At 74.9% G+C, this 16,582-nt stretch carries 14 protein-coding genes and 1 pseudogene; 10 read left to right on the forward strand and 5 right to left on the reverse strand.

The genetic code is table 11. The features are described from left to right. Window positions 1-39: 39 nt before the first annotated feature. Window positions 40-1,452, reverse strand: a complete 1,413-nt coding sequence (radA, locus tag AB0H53_RS19340) for a DNA repair protein RadA (RefSeq protein ID WP_362114369.1) — start codon at window positions 1,450-1,452, stop codon at window positions 40-42. A 172-nt stretch (window positions 1,453-1,624) separates the two neighbouring features. Here radA and AB0H53_RS19345 point away from each other — a divergent pair, with 172 nt between their 5' ends. Beyond that, window positions 1,625-3,397 (forward strand): hypothetical protein, encoded by a 1,773-nt coding sequence (locus tag AB0H53_RS19345; RefSeq protein ID WP_362114372.1) that lies wholly within the window; start codon window positions 1,625-1,627, stop codon window positions 3,395-3,397. A gap of 33 nt (window positions 3,398-3,430) precedes the next feature. Here the strand turns inward: AB0H53_RS19345 and AB0H53_RS19350 are convergent, their stop codons facing one another. After that, entirely contained in the window at window positions 3,431-4,177 is a 747-nt protein-coding gene (locus AB0H53_RS19350) for a hypothetical protein (protein WP_362114420.1), read from the reverse strand. Between the two features lie 120 nt (window positions 4,178-4,297). Between AB0H53_RS19350 and AB0H53_RS19355 the strand changes: the two genes are divergently transcribed. The 4 genes and pseudogenes from AB0H53_RS19355 to ilvD all read left to right on the forward strand — a co-directional run bounded on the left by AB0H53_RS19355 (window position 4,298) and on the right by ilvD (window position 8,391). Then, window positions 4,298-5,230: a Ppx/GppA phosphatase family protein gene (locus AB0H53_RS19355; RefSeq protein ID WP_362114375.1), complete on the forward strand. Its 933-nt coding sequence runs from the start codon at window positions 4,298-4,300 to the stop codon at window positions 5,228-5,230. A 127-nt stretch (window positions 5,231-5,357) separates the two neighbouring features. Beyond that, window positions 5,358-6,161 carry a sugar phosphate isomerase/epimerase gene (locus AB0H53_RS19360; RefSeq protein ID WP_362114423.1) on the forward strand — a complete coding sequence of 268 codons (804 nt, stop codon included), beginning with the start codon at window positions 5,358-5,360 and terminating at the stop codon, window positions 6,159-6,161. Next, window positions 6,158-6,399, forward strand: a pseudogene (locus tag AB0H53_RS19365) (TetR family transcriptional regulator); the annotation flags it as partial. The gene AB0H53_RS19360 and the pseudogene AB0H53_RS19365, both read left to right, overlap by 4 nt. Before the next feature lie 141 nt (window positions 6,400-6,540). Continuing rightward, a complete protein-coding gene (gene ilvD / locus AB0H53_RS19370) occupies window positions 6,541-8,391 on the forward strand; it encodes a dihydroxy-acid dehydratase (RefSeq protein ID WP_362114426.1) in 1,851 nt (616 codons plus the stop codon). Between the two features lie 4 nt (window positions 8,392-8,395). On the opposite strand, the gene AB0H53_RS19375 is transcribed toward ilvD, so the two are convergent. After that, the gene (locus AB0H53_RS19375; protein WP_362114378.1) at window positions 8,396-10,570 is read right to left on the reverse strand and encodes a PQQ-binding-like beta-propeller repeat protein; all 2,175 of its coding nucleotides are present in this window, start codon (window positions 10,568-10,570) and stop codon (window positions 8,396-8,398) included. Window positions 10,571-10,731: 161 nt separating this feature from the next. On the opposite strand from AB0H53_RS19375, the gene AB0H53_RS19380 reads away from it, so the two are divergent. From AB0H53_RS19380 to AB0H53_RS19395, 4 genes are all read left to right on the forward strand, one after another. Beyond that, window positions 10,732-11,058, forward strand: coding sequence for an SH3 domain-containing protein (locus AB0H53_RS19380; RefSeq protein WP_362114381.1), 327 nt, complete (start codon window positions 10,732-10,734; stop codon window positions 11,056-11,058). 26 nt (window positions 11,059-11,084) lie between these two features. After that, window positions 11,085-11,609 (forward strand): hypothetical protein, encoded by a 525-nt coding sequence (locus tag AB0H53_RS19385; RefSeq protein ID WP_362114429.1) that lies wholly within the window; start codon window positions 11,085-11,087, stop codon window positions 11,607-11,609. Between the two features lie 118 nt (window positions 11,610-11,727). Further along, window positions 11,728-12,495, forward strand: a complete 768-nt coding sequence (locus AB0H53_RS19390; protein ID WP_362114384.1) for an ABC transporter ATP-binding protein — start codon at window positions 11,728-11,730, stop codon at window positions 12,493-12,495. Beyond that, window positions 12,492-13,229 (forward strand): ABC transporter permease, encoded by a 738-nt coding sequence (locus AB0H53_RS19395; RefSeq protein ID WP_362114387.1) that lies wholly within the window; start codon window positions 12,492-12,494, stop codon window positions 13,227-13,229. Before AB0H53_RS19390 ends, AB0H53_RS19395 begins: the two co-directional genes overlap by 4 nt. A gap of 30 nt (window positions 13,230-13,259) precedes the next feature. Here AB0H53_RS19395 and AB0H53_RS19400 read toward each other — a convergent pair whose 3' ends face one another. Then, window positions 13,260-13,718: a L,D-transpeptidase gene (locus tag AB0H53_RS19400; protein ID WP_362114390.1), complete on the reverse strand. Its 459-nt coding sequence runs from the start codon at window positions 13,716-13,718 to the stop codon at window positions 13,260-13,262. 286 nt (window positions 13,719-14,004) lie between these two features. Between AB0H53_RS19400 and proC the strand changes: the two genes are divergently transcribed. Next, on the forward strand, window positions 14,005-14,814 hold the full coding sequence (gene proC / locus AB0H53_RS19405) for a pyrroline-5-carboxylate reductase (protein ID WP_362114393.1): 810 nt from the start codon (window positions 14,005-14,007) through the stop codon (window positions 14,812-14,814). A gap of 85 nt (window positions 14,815-14,899) precedes the next feature. Here proC and trpS read toward each other — a convergent pair whose 3' ends face one another. Next, complete coding sequence (trpS, locus tag AB0H53_RS19410; RefSeq protein ID WP_362114396.1) at window positions 14,900-15,898, reverse strand: tryptophan--tRNA ligase; 999 nt, start codon at window positions 15,896-15,898, stop codon at window positions 14,900-14,902. Window positions 15,899-16,582: the final 684 nt, after the last annotated feature.

Here is a 16,582-nt window from a genome sequence, read left to right on the forward strand (position 1 = left end):
GAGGACGACCCCGCCGGGCCGGCCGCCCCGGGCGGCCGGTCACCGGACCTCCGGTGCCTCCTCGGGGGCCGGACGCGCCCGCCGGCTGCGCGGCAGGACGCGCAGGGCCTCGCCCATGTCGGCGACCTCCGTCACCCGCATGCCCGGCGGGATCTTCCCCGGGTCGCCGGGGACCAGGGCGTGGGTGAAGCCCAGCCGGTGCGCCTCGGCGAGGCGGCGCTGGACGCCGGTGACCCGGCGCACCTCGCCCGCCAGACCCACCTCGCCGATCGCGACCAGGTTCTTGGGCAGCGGGGTGTCACTGGCGGCCGAGGCCAGGGCCAGGGCGATCGCCAGGTCGGCGGCCGGTTCGGAGAGCTTCACCCCGCCGACCGTCGCGCTGTAGATGTCGCGCTTGCCCAGGGCGCTGATCCGCCCGCGCTGCTCCAGCACGGCCAGCATCATCGACACCCGGGACGTCTCCAGGCCGGACGTGGTGCGCCGGGGGGAGGGGATCTGCGAGTCGACCGTGAGCGCCTGCACCTCGGCGACCAGCGGCCGGCGGCCCTCCAGGGTCACCGTCAGGCAGGTGCCCGGCACGGGCTCGGCGCGCCGGGTCAGGAACAGGCCGCTGGGGTCGGCCAGCCCCACGATGCCCTCGTCGTGCAGCTCGAAGCAGCCGACCTCGTCCGTGGCCCCGTACCGGTTCTTCACGCCCCGCACCAGGCGCAGCCGGGCGTGCCGGTCGCCCTCGAACGACAGCACCACGTCGACCAGGTGCTCCAGCAGGCGAGGGCCGGCGATGGCGCCGTCCTTGGTGACGTGGCCGACCAGCAGGGTGGCCATGCCGCGCTCCTTGGACGCCCGGATCAGCGCCCCGGCCACCTCCCGCACCTGGGCCATGCCACCGGGCGCGCCGTCGATCTCGGGGGAGGCCACGGTCTGGACGGAGTCGAGGACGAGCAGCGACGGCTTGACCGCGTCGAGGTGGCCCAGGACGGCGGAGAGGTCCGTCTCGGCGGCCAGGTACAGATGGTCGTGGATCGCGCCGATCCGGTCGGCCCGCAGCCGGACCTGGCTGGCGGACTCCTCGCCCGTGACGTACAGCGTGCGGTGCTCGTCCCCGGCCGCCTTCGCCGCCACGTCCAGCAGCAGGGTGGACTTGCCGACACCGGGCTCGCCGGCGAGCAGCACCACGGCCCCGGGCACCAGCCCACCGCCCAGCACCCGGTCGAGCTCGTCGACGCCGGTCGAGCGGGCGGTGGCCTGCCGGCCGTCGACCTGGCCGATGGGCAGCGCGGCGGTGGAGCCCCGGCCGGCGGCGGTGGTGCGGACCGCGGGCGCGCCATACTCCTCGACCGTCCCCCAGGCCTGGCACTCGGGGCAGCGACCGAGCCATTTGGCGGTCGTCCAACCGCATTCGGTGCAGCGGTAGGACGGCCGGTCCTTGGCGGATTTCGTACGGGCAGCCATGCGCCAAACGTAGCGGTGCCCACTGACAACGCCGTCCCCCCTCCCCTCCGGGCCGGCGCCACCGTGCGAAATCGGGGCCGCCTGTCCCCTTTTGAGGGATACATTCACCCGTAAGGAGTAAAAGCGCTGAAGCGGGACGGAGGGTGTGCCCTCCACTGCCTACGGTCGCCGCGTGACGAGCAGCAGCCTGGAACCCCCCACGTACACCACCGGCGCACACCGGGCGTCGCGCCGCGCGCCCCGCAGCGGGCCGCGGACCCTGACCCGGACCATGTCGCAGTGCCCGCCGGCGCGCTACGAGCCTTACCTGGACGGGCTGTTCACGTACTGCCTCTCGGTGCTGGGCGACCACGACGTGGCGACCGCCGTGCTCGGCGACGTACTGGCGATCGCCGAGCGGCAGTTCGGGCGGTGCCCCGCCGATGAGCCCGGGCGCAGGGCCTGGCTGTACGCCCTCGCCCGCTGGGGCTGCCTGCGGGAGCTCGGCGAACGGCGGCGCGGGCGGCAGCGGACCGGCGCCGGCGGGCCGGGAACGCCCGCCGGAAGGCCGGGGGCGCACACCGGCAGGCCGGGGACCCGCGGCGGGGGACCGGCCGACGCCCCGGAGGAGGAGGCCCCGGGCGGCGTCACCCGGGAGACCGCCGAGCGCCGCCGCGGCGACCTGGTCCGGCTCGCCTGGCCCGAGGCCGCCGGCACCACGCCCGAGCAGCGCGAGGCGCTGGAGCTGGCGGTGCGCCACCAACTGGGCGCCCAGCAGGTCGCCGCCGTCCTCGGCCTGCCGGCGACGGCCGCCCGCGAACTGCTGTCCGCCGCGGCCTGCGAGGTGGAACGCACCCGCGCGGCGCTCTCGGTCGTCGAGACCGGCTCCTGCCCGTCGGTGGCCCGGCTCGCCGGCGACCACCAGGTGCTGCTCTCCGCGACGCTGCGCCGGGAACTGGTCCGGCACGTCGACGACTGCCCCCGCTGCCGGCGCGCCGCCGAACGCGCCGGCGCGGGCGGGCCCTGGCCCGGCTCGGCGGTCACGCCCGCCCGGCTGCCGCTGGTCGAGGCGCCGAGGGCGGCCACGTACGTGGCGATGCTGCACGTGCCCCGCACACGTGCGGGCGGCCCCCGGTTCGGCCGCGACGGCTTCCCGCTGGACCCGAAGGGCGACGCGGCGCGGCGCGACCGGCTGCGGGCCCGGGCGCTCACCACGACCGTCGTGGCCGCCGTGGTCGCCGCGCCGGTGCTCGCCCTGTGGGCCACCCACCGGGGGGCGCCCGTGACGGGGGAGGGCCGGGGCGGCCCGGCGATCAGCGTCGGCGAGGAGGACCGGGCGGGCGGGGCGACGGCCGAGCGCCGCGCCGACCACTACGAGAACGCGGGCAGCGCCGCCCGTACCGGCGCCACCCCGGGCGCCCCCGCGGCGGGCGGCCCGCCGGCCGTGTCCGTGGAGGTCATCACCCCCACCGGTGCGCGGGGCCCTGGCCGGCTCACCGTGCGGGCGCGGGCGGCCGGCGGCGACATCACCGCGCTCACGCTCACCGCGTCGGGGGACGCGCCGGTGGAGTGGTCCCTGTGGTCCGACGCCCCCTGGCTGCACGCGAGCGGTTCGTCGGGCACGCTCGCGCCCGGCCGGTCGGTGACCGTGTACGTCTCGGTGGACCGCGACAGGGAGCCGCACGGGCCCTGGACCGCGCGGGTGGGCGTCGAGCCGACGGGCGTGGTGGTGGAGATCCACGGCCGGGGGGCGGACCGGCCGCCGTCCCAGGACCCCGGTCCGGGGCCCGTCACCCCGCCGGCGACGGCCCCGCCGTCGCAGGACCCGTCCCCGACCGCGCCGCCGTCCTCCCAGGACCCGTCCCCGGCGCCGCCCACGAGCCCGCCGCCCTCCCCGGACCCGGCCACGTCCGACACCCCGCCCCCGGTGGACCCCTCCGCGTCCTCGCCCGCACCGCCGTCATGACCGGGCGGGCACGCGGGCACGCGGCCGGCGGGCTCAGCGGATCGCGGGACCCGGCGGGTCCGCGGGGTGCGGGGCCAGCAGCGGCAGCTCGGAGGCCAGCCGGGCCTCGCAGAGCCCCACGAGCACGTCGTAGGCCTCCTTGCCCATCAGCTCCGTCAGCTCCGGGCGGTACGTCACGTACACCGGCTCCCCGGCGCCGTGCGCCGAGGTGGCCGACGTGCACCACCAGTGCAGGTCGTGGCCGCCCGGGCCCCAGCCCCTGCGGTCGTACTCGCCGATCGAGATCTGCAGCACCCGGGTGTCGTCGGGGCGGTCGATCCAGTCGTAGGTCCGCCGCACCGGGAGCTGCCAGCAGACGTCCGGCTTGGTCTCCAGGGGCTCCCGGCCCTCCCGCAGCGCCAGGATGTGCAGCGAGCAGCCCATGCCGCCCTTGAACCCGGGGCGGTTCTGGAAGATGCAGGAGCCCTCCCAGCGCCGGGTCTGCCGCTCGCCGTCCTCGTCGAGCTGCACCCAGCCCGTCTCCGCGCCCACGTCGTGGAACTGCCACAGGTCGGGGGTGAGCCGGGCCACGTGCCCCGCCACGCGCTTCTCGTCGTCCTCGTCCGAGAAGTGCGCGCCCAGCGTGCAGCAGCCGTCGTCCGCGCGACCCGCCTGGATGCCCTGGCAGCCGCTGCCGAAGACGCAGGTCCAGCGGGACGTCAGCCACGTCAGGTCGCAGCGGAAGACCTGCTCGTCGTCGGCCGGGTCCGGGAACTCCACCCAGGCGCGGGCGAAGTCCAGGCCCTTCTCGTCCGATACGACGGGAACACCCGGCTTGGGCCCACCGGGCTTCGCCTTCTTCGCCTTCTTCGTCTTTGGCACACTCCAAGCGTATGCGCCGCGCACAGTAGCGTTCCGCCCATGAGACTGGGAGTCCTCGACGTCGGTTCGAACACGGTGCACCTGCTGGTGATGGACGCGCACCCCGGTGCCCGCCCGCTGCCCGCCCACTCGCACAAGGCGGAGCTGCGCCTGGCCGAGCTGCTGGACGCGGACGGGGCCATCGGGGCCCGGGGGATCGAGCGGCTCGTCACCATCACGCGCAACGCCCTGCACACCGCGGAGGACAAGGGCTGCGAGGAGGTCCTGCCGTTCGCCACCTCAGCCATCCGCGACGCGTCCAACGCCGACGCCGTACTGAAGCGGGTCAAGGACGAGACCGGTGTCGACCTCCAGGTCCTCTCCGGCGAGGAGGAGGCCCGGCTGACCTTCCTGGCCGCCCGCCGCTGGTACGGCTGGTCCGCCGGCAAGCTGCTGCTCCTGGACATCGGGGGCGGTTCACTGGAGATCGCCTACGGGATGGACGAGGAGCCCGACGCGGCCGTCTCCCTGCCGCTGGGCGCCGGCCGGCTCACCGCCGGCTGGCTGCCCGGCGACCCGCCGGACCCGGCCGACGTGAAGGCGCTGCGCCGCCACGTCCGGGCGGAGATAGCGCGGACGGTCGGTGAGTTCAACCGCTTCGGCCGGCCCGACCACGTCGTGGCCACGTCCAAGACGTTCAAGCAGCTCGCCCGGCTGGCCGGCGCACCGGGCTCCGGCGAGGGCCAGTACGTCCAGCGCGTGCTGAGCCGTACGTCACTGGAGAAGTGGCTGCCCGAGCTCGCCGCGATGACCGCCGAGCAGCGCTGCGCCCTGCCCGGGGTCTCCGAGGGCCGGGCGCCGCAGCTGCTGGCGGGGGCGCTGGTGGCGGAGGGGGCGATGGACCTGTTCGGCATCGGGAGGCTGGAGATCTGCCCCTGGGCGCTGCGCGAGGGTGTCATCCTGCGCCGTCTGGACCACCTCCCGCCCGGCTGACCGGCTGACCGGCTGACCGGCTGACCGGCGGCCCGGCGGAGTGTGCCCGGCGCCACGTGCCCGGGCTCCCGGCCGGACGGCCGGGCCCCGTACCCTGTCCCTCGTGGCTGAACCGTCCCGACCAGTGGTGCGAATCCCGGAAGCGAAGGTCGCCCTGTCGACGGCGTCGGTCTACCCGGAGTCGACGGCGACGGCCTTCGAGGTCGCCGCGCGCCTCGGCTACGACGGTGTCGAGGTCATGGTGTGGACCGACCCCGTCAGCCAGGACATCGAGGCGCTGCGCCGACTGTCCGACTACCACCAGGTGCCGGTGCTGGCCGTCCACGCGCCCTGCCTGCTGATCACCCAGCGGGTCTGGTCGACCGACCCGTGGGTCAAGCTGGAGCGTGCCCGGGCGGCGGCCGAGAAGCTCGGCGCGTCGACGGTCGTGGTCCACCCGCCGTTCCGCTGGCAGCGCCAGTACGCGCGCGACTTCGTCTCCGGCATCTGGCGGATGGCCGACGAGACGGACGTCCGCTTCGCCGTGGAGAACATGTACCCGTGGCGCTACCGGGACCGCGAGATGCTCGCCTACGCCCCCGAGTGGGACGTCACCAAGGACGACTACCGGCACTACACCGTCGACCTGTCGCACACCGCCACCGCCCGCACCGACGCCATGGACATGGTCAAGCGGATGGGTGACCGGCTCGGCCACGTCCACCTCGCCGACGGGCGCGGCTCCGCCAAGGACGAGCACCTGGTGCCGGGGCGCGGGACGCAGCCGTGCGCCGAGGTGCTGGAGCACCTGGCCCGCTCCGGTTTCGACGGGCACGTCGTCATCGAGGTCAACACCCGGCGCGCGATGTCCGCCGCCGAGCGCGAGGCCGACCTCGCCGAGGCGCTGGCCTTCACCCGGCTGCACCTGGCGTCGGCCGCCCGTATCCCGTGACCGGTGGCGCGCCCGGCGGCACGCCGGCCCGCCGGGGCGACCGCCGGGGGCTCCGGCGCCCGGGCACGGATCCTGCGGGCCGCCCGCGCCGCGTTCGCCGAGCGGGGGCGCGACAGGACCTCCGCGCGCGGCATCGCCCGGCCGCCGGTGCCGACGCCGCGCTCGTCCACCACTGCTTCGGTACCAGGGGCGAGGTCCTCGGGGTGCCGCCGCCGCGGTCTCCTTCGAGCCGGCCCTGTCCGTCGGAGGCGTTCGCCGGCGGGTGCCCGGAGGGCGACCGAGGGGTGATTCCGGCGTCCCGGAATACGGACACTCTGTCCAGATCTTGGAGTCGCGGCGTACGCTCGAAGAGTCACACCCGTACGAAGGAGCGAGCACGATGCCCGAGCTCAGGTCCCGCACTGTCACCCACGGCCGCAACATGGCGGGCGCCCGCGCCCTCATGCGCGCCTCCGGGGTAGCGAGCGAGGACATCGGCAAGCCCATCATCGCCGTCGCCAACTCCTTCACCGAGTTCGTCCCCGGCCACACCCACCTCCAGCCGGTGGGCCGGATCGTCAGTGAGGCGATCAAGGCGGCGGGCGCGGTGCCGCGCGAGTTCAACACCATCGCCGTGGACGACGGCATCGCCATGGGCCACGGCGGCATGCTCTACTCGCTGCCCTCCCGCGACCTGATCGCCGACTCCGTCGAGTACATGGTCGAGGCGCACTGCGCCGACGCGCTGATCTGCATCTCCAACTGCGACAAGATCACGCCGGGCATGCTGATGGCCGCCCTGCGGCTCGACATCCCCACGGTCTTCGTCTCCGGCGGCCCCATGGAGGCCGGCAAGGCGACGCTGGTGGACGGCACCGTCCGCACGCTCGACCTGGTCGACGCCATCTCCGACGCCGTCAACGACAAGATCTCCGACGCGGACATCCTCCGCATCGAGGAGAACGCCTGTCCCACCTGCGGCTCGTGCTCCGGCATGTTCACCGCCAACTCGATGAACTGCCTGACCGAGGCCATCGGCCTGTCGCTGCCCGGCAACGGCTCGGTGCTGGCCACCCACACCTCCCGCCGCGCCCTGTACGAGACCGCCGGGCGCACGGTCGTCGAGATCACCCGGCGGTACTACGAGCAGGACGACGAGAGCGTCCTGCCCCGCAACATCGCCACCACGGCGGCCTTCGAGAACGCCATGGCCCTCGACATCGCCATGGGCGGCTCCACCAACACGATCCTGCACCTGCTGGCCGCCGCCCAGGAGGCGGGCGTCCCCTTCGGCCTGGCGGAGATCGACGCCGTCTCACGCCGCGTCCCCTGCCTGGCCAAGGTCGCGCCGAACGTCGCCGGGAGCCGCACGTACTACATGGAGGACGTGCACCGCGCGGGCGGCATCCCCGCCCTGCTGGGCGAGCTGCACCGCGCCGGGCTGCTCAACGAGGACGTGCACTCCGTCCACAGCACCTCGCTCACCGACTGGCTGAAGACCTGGGACGTGCGCGGCGGCTCGCCCTCGCCGGAGGCCGTCGAACTGTGGCACGCGGCGCCCGGCTGCGTCCGCTCCGCCACCGCCTTCTCGCAGTCCGAGCGGTGGGACACCCTCGACCTGGACGCCGCCGACGGCTGCATCCGCTCGGCCGAGAACGCCTACTCCAAGGACGGCGGCCTGGCCGTCCTGCGCGGCAACCTCGCCGTCGACGGCTGCGTGGTCAAGACCGCGGGCGTGGACGAGTCGATCTGGACCTTCGAGGGCCCCGCGGTCGTCTGCGAGTCGCAGGAGGAGGCCGTCGACAAGATCCTCCGCAAGGAGATCACCCACGGCGACGTGGTCGTCATCCGCTACGAGGGCCCCAAGGGCGGCCCCGGCATGCAGGAGATGCTCTACCCGACGTCCTTCCTCAAGGGCCGGGGCCTGGGCAAGACCTGCGCGCTGATCACCGACGGCCGCTTCTCCGGCGGCACCTCCGGCCTGTCGATCGGCCACGCCTCGCCGGAGGCGGCGAGCGGGGGCACGATCGCGCTGGTCGAGGACGGCGACCGGATCCGTATCGACATCCCCGGACGCTCCATCGAGCTGCTGGTGCCCGAGGGGGAACTGGCGGCCAGGCGCGCCGCCCTGAACGGCGTCTACGCGCCCAAGGCCCGCGAGCGGAAGGTCTCGGCGGCGCTGCGGGCGTACGCGGCGATGGCCACGAGCGCGGACAAGGGAGCCGTCCGCGACATCGGCGGACTGGGCTGACCGCTCACCACCGCGCGGGGTCGCGCGCGTCCACGGCGAACACCGAGCCGTCGGGCGCGCTCGCGAACACCCTGCCGCCGGCCACGACGGGCGCGGGCAGGGAGGCGGCGTAACCCAGCCTCCCCCCGCGCAGCCGGGGCGCGGTCTGACCGAGCAGCGCCCCCCGGCGGGTGTCGACGGCCAGCAGCCGGCCGTCCGCGGCGGAGAAGTACAGCCGGTCGCCCCCGGCCGCCACCGGCCGCGAGACCCGCCCGGCGGCTGTCTCCAGCCGCCACAGCTCCCGCCCGCCCGCGGTGTCCACGGCGACCAGCGTCCCGCTGCGGGCCAGCAGGTACGCGGTGTCCCCGCGCAGCGCCACCCGGGGCTCCGCCATCGGGAAGGGCAGGGCGACGCGGCGCGCCGCACGCGCCCCGGAGTCGTAGCGCACCAGGGCGTCCGTCTGCGAGTCGCGGTCCCGGGAGGTGAGCAGGACGACCCCGTCCCGCGCGCCGACCGGCGTCAGGTCACCGGCCAGCCGCCGCTGCCAGGCGACGCCGCCGTCGGCCACCCGCACCGCGGTGACGGTGGTGGTGCCCGTACCGGAGCTCTCGAAGGCGTGCACCGAACCGGTACCGGCGTCGTACGGGCCGAAGACCGGGTGGTGGTGCCCGGGCAGGCGCTGGCGCCAGCGGGTCTCCCCGGTGGCCCCGTCCACGCCCTTGACCTCGCCGGACGCCGCCGTCAGGAGCACCGTGCCGCCGGCGTGCTGGACCTTCCCGTGGTAGGCGGAGACATCGGCGCCCCAGCCGCCGGCCCCGTTCCCCGGCGCGTAGGTGCGGATCCGGCCCCGTACGACGGTGTGCAGCAGGCCACCGGAGGCGACCGGCTCGGACACCTCGCCGCCGGTGGCGGACCGCGCCGACCAGAGCACCCGTCCGTCGCGCGGATCGAGCCGCGCCAGCCCGACGCCGCGCGCCGAGCAGTACAGGGCCCCGCCCGTGTACCCGCACGCCGGCGCCGCGTCGCCCGAGGCACCCAGCGGGGTGTGCCAGGGGGTCACGGCCACCGAGCCGGCGGTCCGCGCGGCCGCGGCGGAGCGGTCCGTACCGCCGCCGTCCGCGGACCACACCGCGACACCGCCGCCCACGGCCAGCCCCAGCGCCGCCGCCACCGCGACGGCCACGGCCAGGGGACGGCGCAGGCGGCCGGGCGGCCGGCGCCAGGCGACCGCGGGCACCGGCGTGCCGTCCCCGGGCGGCCCGCCCTCCGCCGCGCCCGCCGGGCCGGACCCCGGCGCGCCGTCCGCACCGGGGCCGGTCCGCTCCGCGCCGCCGGACCGCGGCGTGCCGTCCGCCGGACGCGTCCCCTCCCGGCGCGGCTGAACCGGCAGGAACGCGGTCGCCTCGTACGAGGGCGGGCGCAGCGCGGCCATGATCTCGTCCGGGGTCGGCCGGCCGGCCGGGTCCTTCGCCAGGCAGCGGGCGACCAGGCCGAGCAGTTCGTCGGGCACGCCCGTCAGGTCCGGCTCGTCGTGCACCACCTGGTACGCCACGATGTACGGGCTGCCCGAGTCGAACGGGCCCCGCCCGGTGGCGGCGTGCACCAGGACCGAGCCCAGTGCGAAGACGTCCGCCGCGGGGCCGACCTCCCGGGGCCGCTGGAACTGCTCCGGCGCCATGTAGGGAGGGGAGCCGATCAGCTTCCCGGTCTCCGTCCGCAGGTCACTGTCCAGGGGCCGGGAGATCCCGAAGTCGATCACCCTCGGTCCGGTGTCCGTGAGGAGGACGTTGGAGGGCTTCAGGTCGCGGTGCACCACACCGGCCCGGTGGATGTCGCGCAGCGCCTCCGCCAGCCCGGCCGTCAGCCTGCGCAGCTCCGCCGGGGCCATCGGGCCGTTCCGCCTCACCTGCTCGGCGAGGGTGGGGCCCGGCACGTACAGGGTGGCCATCCAGGGCCGGGCGGCATCCGGGTCGGCGTCCACCACGGGCGCGGTGAACGCGCCGCTCACGCGCCGGGCGGCGGCCACCTCCTGCCGGAAACGGGCCCGGAACTCGGGGTCGGCGGCGTACTGTTCGTGCACCACCTTCACCGCGAGGCGCAGCCCCGACGCCGACCGGGCGAGGTGCACGACCCCCATTCCGCCCGAGCCGAGCCGTGCTTCGAGACGGTACTGACCGGCGTATCCCGGCAACGGTGGCATGGCCCACCCCCGTAGGTCCCCGTCGAGTCTCGGCCGCGCGCGCGACGACGCACGGAGCCTAGTCGATGCTGCCGCCGATGTCGGAGGGGCTTGTTAGCCTGCGCGTGCCGAACAGTGAGGCAGCGGGGCCGTGCGGCTCCGCGCAACGGGGGGAGGGCCACATGGCCGTCGAGGACATCGCCAGGACCGAGGACGACACCGCCGCCACGGCGGCCGCAACCGCGGCGGCCGCCACCGACGTCGCGCGCTACCCGGTCGCACCGGGCCACCGGGTCAACGTCCGCTCGGGCCCGGGCACGCAGTACCGGCTGGTGCGGACACTGCCGTACGACGTGAGGGTCCCGGTCTACTGCCAGAAGCCGGGCGAGCGGATCACCGGTCCGTACGGCACGACGGCCCTGTGGGACAACATCGCCGACGGTGAGTTCGTCTCCGACGCGTATGTGCGCACGGGCAGCGACGGCTACGTGGCGCCGCGCTGCTCCTGACCGGCCCCGCCGCCGCCCCGGGGATAATCGAACCCGTGAGCAGCGACGAGACCGACAGCGGGACCAGCACCGGCGGGCCGCGGCCCGAGCCCATCCGTTTCTTCGGCACGACCTGGGTCGGCCACGACGGGGGCTACGGGCTGCGGCGCGCCGGCGTCGCGGCGGGCTCGCTCGCCGCGGCCCTCGCCGGGGCGTTCGTACTGCGCTTCGCCTACCAGGGCCTGGCCATCGCCGACGTCGGCGGGTTCGTGGGCGCCCTGGTCGTCGTGATGTTCGCGGTGTGCACCGCGATCGCCTTCCGCAAGACCTGGGAGGGCTTCACCCGCCGCCCCGCCGACCCCGCCCGCGAGGACGCCCTGCGCGGCCTGAAGGCCATCGGGTTCATCGGCTCCCTCCTCGCGTACTTCGTCCGCTCCCTCACCGAGGCCCCGGGCGAGGGACTGCACCGCGCCGAGTACGAGGAGGCCCGCGCCCAGTACGCCAGGCGCCGCGCCACCCGCGCGGGCAACCCGGCCGCCCGCGCGCGCCGGAAGCCACCGAAGCGCGGCTAGCGGCCCGGGTGGTACCGGTCGGTACCCGCCCGCTCCCGCTCGGCGACCCGGCAAGCCCGCTCCGCCACACCCCGCGGATCCCTTGACCCCGACCGCCCCCACGCCCACTGTTCAGCGCATGACGCATTACTCGGGCGCCGCCGTCGAGGCGAGGGACCTCACCGTCGTACGAGGCACCCGCACCGTCCTGCGCGGCCTGGACTTCGCCGTACCGGCCGGGCGGATCACCGGCCTCCTCGGCCCCTCCGGCTGCGGCAAGTCCACCCTGATGCGCGCGGTCGCCGGCACCCAGGCCAAGGTCACCGGCGCCCTGCACGTCCTCGGCCGCCCCGCCGGCCACCCCGCCCTGCGCTCCCGGATCGGCTACGTCACCCAGGCCCCCTCCGTCTACGACGACCTCACCGTCCGGCAGAACCTCGACTACTTCGCCGCCGTCCTCCACCCCGGCCGCGCCCACCGCGCCGCCCGCGCCGAGGCCGTCACCCGAGCCATCGCCGACGTCGACCTCACCTCGCACGCCGACGCCCTCGCCGGCAACCTCTCCGGCGGCCAGCGTGGCCGCGCGTCCCTCGCCGTCGCCCTGCTCGGCGCCCCCGAACTGCTCGTCCTCGACGAACCGACCGTCGGCCTCGACCCGGTCCTGCGCCGCGACCTGTGGGAGCTGTTCCACCGCATCGCCGCCGAGCGCGGCACCACCCTGCTGATCTCCTCCCACGCCATGGACGAGGCGGAGCGCTGCCACCGGCTCCTGCTGATGCGGGACGGCCGGATCCTCGCCGACGGCACCCCCCAGGAGCTGCGCCGCCGCAGCGGCACCGGCACCGTCGAAGACGCCTTCCTGCACCTGGTCGACACGGCCGGCGGCCCCCGGGAGGCCCACCGGTGAACGGCGCCCGCACCCTCGCCACCACCGCCCGCGTCCTGCGCCAACTGCGTCACGACCCGCGCACCATCGGGCTGATGCTGCTCGTACCGGTCGTGATGATCACCCTCCTCCGGTACGTGTTCGACGGGAGCCCCCGCACCTTCGACACCGTCGGCGCCTCGCTGCTCGGCATCTTCCCGCTGATCACCATGTTCCTGGTGACCTCGATCGCCACCCTGCGCGAACGCACCTCCGGCACCCTGGAGCGCCTCCTCGCCATGCCGCTCGGCAAGGCCGACCTCATCGCCGGGTACGCCCTGGCCTTCGGCCTGCTCGCCGTCGTCCAGTCGGCCCTCGCCACCGCGACCGCCCTCTGGCTCCTCGGCCTGGACGTCACCGGCTCCCCCTGGCTGCTGCTCCTGGTCGCCCTGCTGGACGCACTGCTGGGCACCGCGCTGGGCCTGTTCGTCTCGGCGTTCGCGGCCTCGGAATTCCAGGCCGTCCAGTTCATGCCGGCCGTGATCTTCCCGCAGCTGCTGCTGTGCGGCCTGTTCACCCCGCGCGACCGGATGCAGCCGGCCCTCGAAGCCCTCTCCGGCGCGCTGCCCATGTCGTACGCCGTCGACGGCATGACCCAGGTCCTCCACCACCCCGCCCCGACCGCCGACTTCCTCCGCGACGCCCTCGTCGTCGCCGCCTGCGCCGCCCTGGTCCTCGTCCTCGGCGCGGCCACACTCCGCCGGCGCACCCCCTAGACCCGGGGAGGTCCCGGCCGCCCCGGGCCCCTACCGCACCTCCACCGCGTCCCCCACCGCCACCTGCCCGTACAGCCACCGCGCGTCCGCGTCCCGCAACCCCACCGTCCCCCGGCCCGCAGCCGCCCCCAGGCGACCCACCGCGCCCCCCGGCCCCGCCAGCTCCACCACCCACCGCACCGGCCCCCGCCGGGCACTGAGCCCGGTCACGGTCATCCGCCCCGCCGGCAGCTCACCGGACACCACCCCCATGACCCGCGCAGTCCCACCCGCCCGGCCGGCCGTCACCCTCCCGGCGCCGGCGTCCACGGTGACGACCACCGCCGCGGACCCCGCCGGCCCCACCGCCGCCGGCCCCACCCCCACGGCCACCGCGCCCAGCACGGCGACCGTGACCAGCCCCGCCCCCACCGCCCGTCCGCGCCGCCCCCGCTCCTCGTCCCGCTCATCGCCCGCGCGGCCCGAACGGCGGGTCAGATCCCATGTCACCAGACGCGGCTCGCCCCGCCCGCCCCCACCCGACAGATCCCCGGACACAGCCGTCCCCCTTCCGCCGTCAGCCGCCCGGTAGGACCGCCCGCACGCCCACCGGGTTCCGGCGCGACCGCCACCGGACAGGAGCCTTCCCCGATGACCGGCCGAAACCCCGTCCAACTCCCCGAAGCGCCCGTAGCGCCCTTAGCGCCCGTACCGCTCCTCGGACACCCCGCCCGCCCGGCGGCGCCCGGTGCGAGGATGGCGACACGTACCCCCTCCGGCGAGGTGAACTTCAGCCATGACCCAGACAGTCGCAGTCCTCGGCACCGGCAAGATCGGCGAAGCGCTGCTCAGCGGCATGATCCGCGCCGGCTGGCCCACCGCCCACCTGCTGGTCACCGCCCGCCGCACCGACCGCGCCGAGGAGCTCCGCGCCCGCTACGGCGTCGAGTCCGTCACCAACGCGGAGGCCGCCAAGCGCGCCGACACCCTCATCCTGGCCGTCAAGCCCCAGGACATGGGCCGGCTCCTGGAGGAGCTCGCCCCCCACGTCGCCCCCGACCGCCTCGTCATCAGCGCCGCCGCGGGCATCACCACCGCGTTCATCGAGGAGCGCCTCGCCGGCGACACCCCGGTCGTCCGGGTCATGCCCAACACCCCCGTCCTGGTGGACGAGGGCATGTCCGTCATCTCGGCCGGAAGCCACGCCACCGGTGACCACTTGGCCCACACCGAGGAGATCTTCGGCGGTGTCGGCAAGACCCTGCGCGTCCCGGAGTCCCAGCAGGACGCGGCCACCGCACTCTCCGGCTCGGGCCCGGCGTACTTCTACTACCTGGTCGAGGCCATGACCGACGCCGGCATCCTCCTGGGCCTGCCGCGGGCCCAGGCCCACGACCTGATCGTCCAGGCCGCCATCGGCGCCGCCGTGATGCTCCGCGACAGCGGAGAGCACCCGGTCAAGCTCCGCGAGGCGGTCACCTCCCCGGCCGGCACCACCATCAGCGCCATCCGTGAGCTGGAGAACCACGGCGTACGAGCCGCCCTGATCGCCGCCCTGGAAGCCGCCCGCGACCGCAGCCGCGAGCTGGCCTCCGGCACCGGCTGACCCGGACCGCCGGACCCGGACCGCCGGACGTGGACGGGTGCGGGCCCCGCGAAACACCCGGGCCCCGCACCCCCGGCCGTCTCCGTCACCCGGCGGGCAACAGCCCGATGTTCCGGTACGCCCGGTCCACCACCGGCCGAGCCATCGCCCGCGCCCGCTCGGCCCCCTGCCGCAGCACCGCGTCCACCTGCCCCGGGTCCGCCGCCAGCCGTGCGTGCCGCTCCCGCACCGGCCTCAGCAGCTCCACCACCGCCTCGGCCACGTCCCGCTTCAGCGCCATGTACGACGTGTACCGGCCGGCCAGCGCCACCGGATCCGCCCCCTCACAGGCGGCCAGCACATCGAGCAGGTTGGCCGGCCCGGGACTGGCCTCCCGGTCGTACCCGCCCTCCCGGCCGCTGTCGGTCACCGCCCGCATGACCTTCCGCCGCACCACCTCCGGCTCGTCGAGCAAGTGGATGACGCCCGCCCCGCCCTGTCGTGACTTGCCCATCTTCGACGTCGGATCCCGCAGATCCATCACCCGCGCCGCCACCGGTGGAAGCGTCGCCCTCGGCACGGTGAAGGTGTGGCCGTACCGCTGGTTGAACCGCACCGCCAGATCCCGGGCGAGCTCCACGTGCTGGGCCTGGTCCTCGCCCACCGGTACCTCGTCGGTCTCGTAGGCCAGGATGTCGGCCGCCATCAGCACCGGATAGGTCAGCAGCGAGACCCGCACGCCCTCCCCGGCCGCCCGTGCCTTCGCGCCCTTCTCCTTGTACTGGATCATGCGACGCAGCTCCCCGTCCGAAGCCGTGCACTCCAGCAGGTAGGAGAGCCGCACGTGCTCGTCCACATGGCTCTGTACGTAGATGACACACCGCCCCGGCTCCAGCCCGGCGGCCAGCAACAGCGTCGCCGCCTGCCGGCTGAGCCGCCGTACCCGCGCCGGATCGTGTTCGACGGTCAGCGCGTGCAGGTCCACGATGCCGAACAGCGCCTCACCCCGGTACTGATCCGCCTCCACCCACCGGCGTACGGCCCCGAGGTAGTTGCCCAGTGTCAGATGCCCCGTCGGCTTGACCCCGCTGAAGATCCGCGTCATGGCGCTCTCCCTTCCGTCCCTTGGTCGAGGCCGCCACCGCGGCCGGCCCCGGGAGGGGAAAACGCGAACGGCCGCCGGGGCGGCGGCCGTTGAGTGCGTGCGTGAGTGCCGGCCGCCGTCAGGCGGCCCACCACTGGAGGGTGCGCGCACGCATGGTCACGGCGCCCACCGTACGCGGCCCGGGCCGAGGTTGACAGGGGTTTGCTCCATCCGTAGTGTTCTCCGAGTTGTCCGACGTGAGCGCCGACCCCGGTCGGTCCCCGGACAGCCATTCCGCAAGAACCACTCCAAGCGAACGACGCACTGTCGTCGTCTCGTTTTCCGTGCGCTTTTGCGAAATGAGGAATCCGCGTTCGAAAGGCGCAGCCCCGATTAGCGTCGGGGGCCGTGATTCCGCTAAAGTCTCACTCGTCGGAACGGCCCAACGGCCGCGAGGACAACCCCCTCTGACGGGGAATCAGGGCCGAAAGGATCTGATAGAGTCGGAAACGCCGGAAAGGGAAAGCGCGAAAGCGCAGAACAGCCTGGCAGCCCGCTCCAGCGGGTGGCGGAAACGGAAAACGGATCTGCTACACTGGAGACAAGAAACACCGAAGGGAAGCGCCCGGAGGAAAGCCCGAGAGGGTGAGTACAAAGGAAGCGTCCGTTCCTTGAGAACTCAACAGCGTGCCAAAAATCAACGCC

The organism is Streptomyces sp. NPDC050856 (genome assembly GCF_040653855.1).
In the GTDB taxonomy this organism is placed as follows: Bacteria; Actinomycetota; Actinomycetes; order Streptomycetales; family Streptomycetaceae; genus Streptomyces.

What these genes read in the sequence shown, in the direction of transcription:
- AB0H53_RS19375 (WP_362114378.1), bottom strand. Translation starts at nt 10,570, where the DNA reads ATGCCACCGTTGCCGGGATACGCCGGTCAGTACCGTCTCGAAGCACGG.
- trpS (WP_362114396.1), bottom strand. Translation starts at nt 15,898, where the DNA reads ATGACGCGGATCTTCAGCGGGGTCAAGCCGACGGGGCATCTGACACTG.
- radA (WP_362114369.1), bottom strand. Translation starts at nt 1,452, where the DNA reads ATGGCTGCCCGTACGAAATCCGCCAAGGACCGGCCGTCCTACCGCTGC.
- AB0H53_RS19380 (WP_362114381.1), top strand. Translation starts at nt 10,732, where the DNA reads ATGGCCGTCGAGGACATCGCCAGGACCGAGGACGACACCGCCGCCACG.
- proC (WP_362114393.1), top strand. Translation starts at nt 14,005, where the DNA reads ATGACCCAGACAGTCGCAGTCCTCGGCACCGGCAAGATCGGCGAAGCG.
- AB0H53_RS19355 (WP_362114375.1), top strand. Translation starts at nt 4,298, where the DNA reads ATGAGACTGGGAGTCCTCGACGTCGGTTCGAACACGGTGCACCTGCTG.
- AB0H53_RS19390 (WP_362114384.1), top strand. Translation starts at nt 11,728, where the DNA reads ATGACGCATTACTCGGGCGCCGCCGTCGAGGCGAGGGACCTCACCGTC.
- ilvD (WP_362114426.1), top strand. Translation starts at nt 6,541, where the DNA reads ATGCCCGAGCTCAGGTCCCGCACTGTCACCCACGGCCGCAACATGGCG.